Source organism: Cupriavidus sp. D384 (genome assembly GCF_001652915.1).
In the GTDB taxonomy this organism is placed as follows: domain Bacteria; phylum Pseudomonadota; class Gammaproteobacteria; order Burkholderiales; family Burkholderiaceae; genus Cupriavidus.
Window position 1 is genome coordinate 1 of the sequence record NZ_BBQI01000025.1, and the last position, 7,080, is coordinate 7,080.

8 protein-coding genes are annotated in these 7,080 nt (G+C 68.3%); 7 read left to right on the plus strand and 1 reads right to left on the minus strand.

All coding sequences use genetic code 11. The features are described 5' to 3' along the window. The 7 genes from A9J21_RS10235 to A9J21_RS10265 all read left to right on the plus strand — a co-directional run. On the plus strand, positions 1-253 hold a 253-nt coding region (locus tag A9J21_RS10235; RefSeq protein WP_304440991.1), incomplete at its 5' end, for a biotin/lipoyl-containing protein. A 143-nt stretch (positions 254-396) separates the two neighbouring features. Then, positions 397-1,338 carry a glyoxylate/hydroxypyruvate reductase A gene (locus A9J21_RS10240; RefSeq protein ID WP_066734984.1) on the plus strand — a complete coding sequence of 314 codons (942 nt, stop codon included), beginning with the start codon at positions 397-399 and terminating at the stop codon, positions 1,336-1,338. A 68-nt stretch (positions 1,339-1,406) separates the two neighbouring features. Continuing rightward, on the plus strand, positions 1,407-2,339 hold the full coding sequence (locus A9J21_RS10245) for a hydroxymethylglutaryl-CoA lyase (RefSeq protein WP_066734993.1): 933 nt from the start codon (positions 1,407-1,409) through the stop codon (positions 2,337-2,339). Positions 2,340-2,357: 18 nt separating this feature from the next. Beyond that, on the plus strand, positions 2,358-2,852 hold the full coding sequence (locus A9J21_RS10250; RefSeq protein ID WP_066734996.1) for a YbaK/EbsC family protein: 495 nt from the start codon (positions 2,358-2,360) through the stop codon (positions 2,850-2,852). Further along, positions 2,849-3,100, plus strand: a complete 252-nt coding sequence (locus A9J21_RS10255; protein WP_066734998.1) for a DUF1289 domain-containing protein — start codon at positions 2,849-2,851, stop codon at positions 3,098-3,100. The genes A9J21_RS10250 and A9J21_RS10255 overlap by 4 nt, the downstream gene beginning before the upstream one ends. A 5-nt stretch (positions 3,101-3,105) precedes the next feature. Next, complete coding sequence (locus tag A9J21_RS10260) at positions 3,106-4,041, plus strand: MBL fold metallo-hydrolase (protein WP_066735008.1); 936 nt, start codon at positions 3,106-3,108, stop codon at positions 4,039-4,041. Between the two features lie 2 nt (positions 4,042-4,043). Next, on the plus strand, positions 4,044-4,595 hold the full coding sequence (locus A9J21_RS10265) for a GNAT family N-acetyltransferase (RefSeq protein WP_066735006.1): 552 nt from the start codon (positions 4,044-4,046) through the stop codon (positions 4,593-4,595). Positions 4,596-4,812: 217 nt separating this feature from the next. On the opposite strand, the gene A9J21_RS10270 is transcribed toward A9J21_RS10265, so the two are convergent. Then, entirely contained in the window at positions 4,813-6,993 is a 2,181-nt protein-coding gene (locus A9J21_RS10270) for a TonB-dependent receptor (RefSeq protein WP_066735011.1), read from the minus strand. Positions 6,994-7,080 lie beyond the last annotated feature (87 nt).

Here is a 7,080-nt window from a genome sequence, read left to right on the forward strand (position 1 = left end):
CGGAGAAGCCGAGGGCGAGGGCGGCAAGCTGACCGCGCCGATGCCGGGCAAGGTGATTGCGGTGATGGTCGAACCGGGCACACGCGTCACGCGCGGCACGCCGCTGCTGGTCATGGAGGCCATGAAGATGGAGCACACCATCGCGGCCCCGGCCGACGGCGTGGTCAGCGAGGTGCTCTACGGCGTGGGCGAGCAGGTGACCGAAGGCGCCCAGCTGCTGGCGTTTGCGCAGGCGGAAGAAGCGACTGCCTGACGGTTTGCTCCCTCTCCTGCCTGGCGGGAGAGGCGAGCAAAGCCGGGCCGCGCATCCTCCTGCCGGTAATCGCACAGCCGGGCAACGGCGCCCGGGAAAGCGCGCATAATCGTTGGCCTAACCCGTATAAGAATGGAGTCGAGATGAAGTTGCAGCTGTACGTGCCGGATGGCCGCTACGCGCCGTGGATCGAGGGCTTTGCCGAAGTGTTGCCCGAAGCGCAATGCCTGACCTGGGAAGAGAGCCAGGGCCAGGGCGTGGACTACGCCGTGGTGTGGCGTCCGCCCCTGGAAATGCTGCGCGGCCGCACGGACCTGAAAGCCGTCTTCAATCTCGGCGCCGGGGTGGACGGCATCCTGCGCCTGCGCGACAACGACCCCGATGCACTGCCGGCCGGCGTGCCGATCGTACGCCTGGACGACGCCGGCATGGCCGCCCAGATGAGCGAGTACGTGACCGCCGCCGTGCTGCGTTACTTCCGCAAGCTCGACGCCTATGACGTGCAGGAAAAGGCCGGCGCGTGGAAATTCCTGAAGCCGCATCGCCGCGCCGATTTCACGATCGGCGTGATGGGCATCGGCACGCTCGGGTCGCACATCGCGCGCACGCTGGCGAGCTTCGGCTTTCCGGTGCGCGGCTGGAGCCGTTCGGCCAAGACGGTCGAAGGCGTGCAGTCGTTCCACGGCTCGGATGGCCAGGAAACCTTCCTGAACGGCCTGAAGGTGCTGGTCAACGTGCTGCCGCTGACGCCCGACACCGAGGACATCATCGATACCAGCCTGCTCTACAAGCTGGGCAAGGGCGCCTACGTGATCAACGTGGCGCGCGGCCAGCACCTGGTGGAAGCCGACCTGCTGGCAGCCGTGCAGGACGGGCAGATTGCCGGCGCCACGCTGGACGTGTTCCGTATCGAACCGCTGCCGGCCGACCATCCGTACTGGCAGGAGCCGCGCATCACGATCACGCCGCATATTTCCGCACTGACGCTGCGCGAGGACAGCATCGCCCAGATCGCCGGCAAGATCCGCCTGCTGGCGGAGGGCAAGCCGATCGCCGGCGTGGTGGACCTGCAGCGCGGCTACTAGGCCACGACAGGCCAGCAAGGCCGCGACGTGGCCCGCACCAGGCTGACGAGAGGATCGAGGAGACAACCATGACCATCCCCCAATACGTGAAGATCGTCGAAGTGGGGCCGCGCGACGGCCTGCAGAACGAGAAAGCGATGGTGCCGGCCGACGTGAAGGTCGCGCTGATCAACAAGCTGACCGACGCCGGCTTCGTCAATATCGAGGCCGCGTCGTTCGTGTCGCCCAAGTGGGTGCCGCAGATGGCCGACGGCGCCGAGGTGATGGCCCGCATCGAACGCCGGCCCGGCACGCTGTACTCGGTGCTGACGCCGAACATGAAGGGCTTCGAGGGCGCCGTGGCGGCCAGTGCCGACGAAGTGGTGATCTTCGGCGCGGCCAGCGAGGCGTTCTCGCAGAAGAACATCAACTGCTCGATCGCCGAGTCGATCGCGCGCTTCGAGCCGGTGGCGGCGGCCGCCAAGGAAAAGGGTATCCGCCTGCGCGGCAGCATTTCGTGCGCGCTGGGCTGTCCGTACCAGGGCGAGGTGTCGGTGCATGCCGTGGTGGACGTGGTGCGCCGCATGCGCGAACTGGGCTGCGACGAGATCGATATCGCCGATACCATCGGCGTGGGCACGCCGCTCAAGGTACAGGAGGTGATGCGTGCCGCGTCGGCCGAATTTGCCATGGACCGGCTGTCGGGGCACTTCCACGACACCTATGGGCAGGCGCTGTCGAATATCCTGGCGAGCCTGGAAGTGGGCATCGCCATCTTCCACGCGTCGGTGGCGGGCCTGGGCGGCTGCCCCTATGCGAAGGGTGCCACCGGCAACGTGGCTACCGAAGACGTGCTGTACATGCTGCACGGCATGGGCCTGCACACCGGCATCGACCTGAAAGCCGTGGTACGGGCCGGCGACTATATCTCGCAGGCCATCGGCCGGGCCAACAGCTCGCGCGTGGGCAAGGCCTTGCTGACCAAGTGGGCGGCGGCGGCCGATGCCACGGTCTGTGTCTGAACCAGGAGAACAACAAGCATGAGCGAAAACCCGACGCTCCCCGAATCCGCGCAACGCGTGGCCGACCTGCTGGCCGGCATCGGCCATGACCGGCCGGTGGTGATGCTGCCGGCCACCGGCAAGACTTCGGCCGAGGCGGCCGCCGGCCTGGGATGCACCGTGGCCGAGATCGCCAAGTCGATCATCTTCCGCCGCGTGGAGGACGATGTGCCGGTGCTGGTCATCGCCAGCGGCAGCAATCGCGTGGACGAATCGAAGGTGGCCGCCCGCGTGGGCAGGCTGGGCAAGGCCGACGCGAAGTTCGTGCGCGAGAAGACCGGCTATGCGATTGGCGGCGTGTGCCCGATCGGCCATGCGGTGAAGCCGGTGATGCTGCTTGATGCGGACCTGTTCCAGTACGACAGCGTCTGGGCGGCCGCCGGCCATCCCCACGCGGTGTTCAACCTGACGCCCCAACAGCTGCAGGCCATGACCGGTGCCGAAGTGGCCGACGTGGCGCAGGCCCAGGCATGACGCCCGCCCGCCGCCGGCTGCTGGCCGATCTGGTGCGCGGTGCGGCCGCGGCGCAGATCGTGTCGCCGGTGCCGTCGCCGTGCCGCAGCATCTGCAAGATGGACAGCGACAGCGGCTTCTGCGAAGGCTGCCTGCGGACCATCGCGGAAATCGCGGCGTGGTCGGGCGCCGACGACGCAGAGCGCCGGCGCGTCTGGGCGCTGTTGCCGGCGCGCGTGCCCCGGCTGTGCGAAGGCAGCGCGGCATGAACGCCATGAGCGGAACCGGCGCGCCGGCGCTGCCCGCCACCATGCGCGTGTTCGAGCGCGGCTGGCTGTCCGCGAACAACGTGCTGTTTATCGACGATGCCACGCAGGACACCACGCTGGTCGACACCGGATATGTCACGCATGCCCCCCAGACCGTGGCGCTGGTGGAAGCCGCGCTCGACGGGCGGCCGCTGCGGCGCGTCATCAATACCCACCTGCATTCCGATCACTGCGGCGGCAACGCGGCGCTGCAGCAGCGCTGGCAGCCGCGCACGGCCATTCCCGCCGCCGAGGCCGCGGCGGTTTCGGCCTGGGATACCGATGCCCTGACCTTCGACGCCACGGGCCAGCAATGCGCGCGCTTTGCGTTCGACGACGTGCTGCACGACGGCGACGCGCTGCAGCTTGGCGGCATCGACTGGCGGGTCATTGCCGCGCCGGGCCACGACCCGCACGCGGTGATGCTGTTCGCGCCCGCGCAGCGCATCCTGATTTCGGGCGATGCGCTGTGGGAGAACGGCTTTGGCGTGATCTTTCCCGAGCTTGATGGCGAAAGCGGCTTTGCCGAGCAGGCCGCCATCCTGGCGCTGATCGACAAGCTCGACGTCCGGCTGGTGATTCCGGGCCATGGCCGTCTGTTCGGCGACGTGGCCGGTGCCGTGGCCCGTGCGCGCAGCCGGCTCGACTACCTGCAGGCCGATCCGCTGCGCAACGCCACGCACGCGATGCGCGTGCTTGCCAAGTTCAAGTTGCTGGAGGCCCAGGCGCTGCCGCGCGACGACCTGTTCGCGTGGTTCGCGGCCACGCCGCTGATGCAGCGCATGCATGCGCGCTTCACGCCCGGGCAGGCGCTGGATGCGGTGTTCGACCAGACCCTGCTGGCGCTGGAGAAAGTGGGCGCCCTGCAGCGCGACGGCAACCTGGTCGCCAACCGGGACTGACCATGCAGCCGCTGCGCAGCCAGGCATTCCAGCTCAGGCCGTTCCGCGCCAGCGACGAGGCCCAGTTTGTAATGGCCGTGCGCGAGTCGATGCCGACGGTGGGATTGTGGATGCCGTGGGCGCGACCGGACTACAGCGTCTACGACGCGCGCGAGTGGTTCGAGCGGTGCGCGACGATGATGGACGAGGGCGCGGCGTACGACATCGGCGTGTTTTCGCCCGATGGCCGCGAACTCTATGGCGGCGTTGCCATCAACCAGATCCGCCGCGAGGACAACACCGGCAACCTGGGGTACTGGATCCGGCAGAGCCAGCAGCACAAGGGCCTGGCGTCGGGCGCGGCGACGATGATGGCCTGCTACGGCTTTCACACGCTGGGGCTTACCCGGCTGGAGATCGTGGCAGTCGAGACCAACCTCGCAAGCCGCGCCGTCGCCGAGAAGATCGGTGCCGGCTTCGAGTGCATCGCCCGTAACCGCCTGATCCTGCGCGGGCGGCCCGTGCCGGCGGCGGTGTATTCGCTGGTGCCCGAGTCATTTTCGATGGGTCGGTAGCGCTTCAGGTTACGGCCTTCGCTGTCCCGTGGCACGGGCTTGCTCCCCTCTCCCGCGGCACGGGCTTGCTCCCCTCTCCCGCAAGGCGGGAGAGGGGCCGGGGGAGAGGGTGCGGCGCTTCAAATGTCGACAAGTCGGCAGGCAGAGCCTCTCTGCCCTCTCCCCCAACCCCTCTCCCACTGCGTGGGAGAGGGAAGCCAGCCAACGGGTAGCCCGCTCAGAACTGCGTGCGCATCCCGATCCGCACACTGCGGCCCGGCAGCGGCGCGATATCGCGCAGGATCGACGTGGCGCTGCGTGCCTCGGTGTTGGTCAGGTTGTCGCCGCGGAGGTAGAACAGCGTCTGGGTGCCCGACAGCTTCATCTTGTAGGTCAGGGCCACGCCCAGCATCGTGTAGGCGTCGGACGGCGTATCGCCGGTCGGCACGCGGGTCTGGCGCGCGTTCCAGTCCACGTTGACGCGTGCGCCCCACGGGCCGGCGGCGTAGACCAGCGATCCGCCCAGGCGCAGCGGCGACAGGCGCGGCAGCGGCTGGCCGTTGCTGCGGTTCTCGCCGTGGACATAGTCGGCACGTGCTTCGAAGTCCAGCGAGTCGCTGGTGGTCAGCATTTTCTGCAGCAGGCGCGTCTTGCCTTCGGCCTCGAAGCCGTACAGCGTGGCCGGCACCCCCATGTACTGAAGCTCGGGCAGCGCGCCGTCGCTGCCGGCGGCCACCACATTGCCTTCGGCGTCGCGATAGCCGCCCGTGTTCAGCAGCGCCAGGTAGTTCTGGAAGCGGCTGTAGTAACCCGACACGCTGCCGCTATGGTTGCCCTGCTTGAAGCGCATGCCCAGATCGATCGACGTGGCGCGTTCCTTGGCCGCGTTCGGGTCACCCACTTCGAACGATCCGGTCGCCAGATGCGGGCCGTTGGCATACAGCTCGTAGAACGTGGGTGCGCGCTCGGTGTACGACAGGTTCGACGTCACCGTCCACACCGGGTTGAGCTTGTAGAGCAGGCCGGCCGATGCGCTGCCGGCGTTGAAGCTGCGCTCGGCATCGCTGAAGCGGTCGTTGCCGTTGGCGCTGGCCTTCACCTTGCTGTGGTCCAGGCGGCCGCCGAAATTCAGCTTCAGGTCGCCCGACGAGATCAGCGGCAATTCCTCGAATACGAACAACGCGGCGTTGTCGGTGGCCGTGCTCGGCACGAACGCTTCTTCGCCCAGCGCCGAGAAATCGGTATGGCCGAACTGCGTGCCGATCACGCCGGTCATGTTGCCGATCTTGCCGTGCGTGGCTTCCAGTCGGGCGTCCCAGCCGTGGTTCTTGAAGGTCGTGCCGGTTTCGCCGCCCTCGATCTCGCGATGCTCGTAGTCGGTGTAGCTGAACTTGCCCTTGACCGATTCGAAGATGCCGTTGGTGGCGCCGGCCAGGTTGCGCGATTCGCCCTCCAGCGCAAAGCGGTCCTGGCGCATCTTGATGCGCGCGTCTGCCTCGGCCGGCGTGCCGTAGTCGTTGCGGTAGGTCGACCAGTTGGCGCCCACGAAGCCGTCGGCCCACGTGTACGAGCCGCCCATCGACCCGCCTTCCTGGTGGGCGTTGGTGTTCGGGATCTTGCCGTAGGCCTCGCTCTCGCCTTCGGGCAGCGGCTGGGTGGCGCGCTGCGTGCCGCTGCGGGCGTAGCCCGGAATGCGCAGGTCGCTGGTCTGGCGTACGAATGCATCGGCGTGCACCGCGAACTTGCCGTTGCCGGCTTCCAGCATGCCGCTGGCATTGCGGCCCTTGTCGCCGCCAATCGTGCCGCTGACATCGGCCGCGCCGCTCACGCCGGTGATCGGGTCGCGCGGAATACGGTTGTCGATCACGTTGACCACGCCGCCCACGGCATTGCCGCCGTACATCAGCGCGGCCGGGCCACGGACCACTTCGATCTTCTCGGCGACCAGCGGGTCGATGGGCACCGCGTGGTCATAGGACAGTGTGGACGCATCGAGCGTCGAGCCGCCGTTCTGCAGCACCTTGATGCGGTCGCCGTCCAGGCCGCGGATGGCCGGCCGGCTGGCATTCGGGCCGAAGTAGCTCGATGTGACCCCCGGCATGCTGTTCAGCGTTTCGCCGAGCGTGCTGGCCTGGCGCACGGCCAGTGCGTCGCCGCCCAGCGTGGAGACCGGGGCCACCATGTCGTTCAGGTCGCTGCCGAGCGGGTTGGCGGTGACCACCACCTCCTTCAGCGTCGGTGCGGTGGCTTGTGGTGCGGCGGCCGGAGCAGCGGCCGGGGCGGCCGGTGCGGCCTCGGGGGCGGCCGGCGTGGTGGCCTGGGCGATGGCGTGCGAGGACAGGCCTGCGGTGATCAATGCGGCAAGCGCCGCCAGCGGGGTGCGACGCACCACCAGAGTACGGTTGGAGTTCGAGTACATGGCTCGCGATTCGAATTCGGTATGGGCGGGCGCGGCCACGGCAATGCGCGGCGCGCCCGGTCAGGCGTGCGCGGGGGCGGGGGGTTT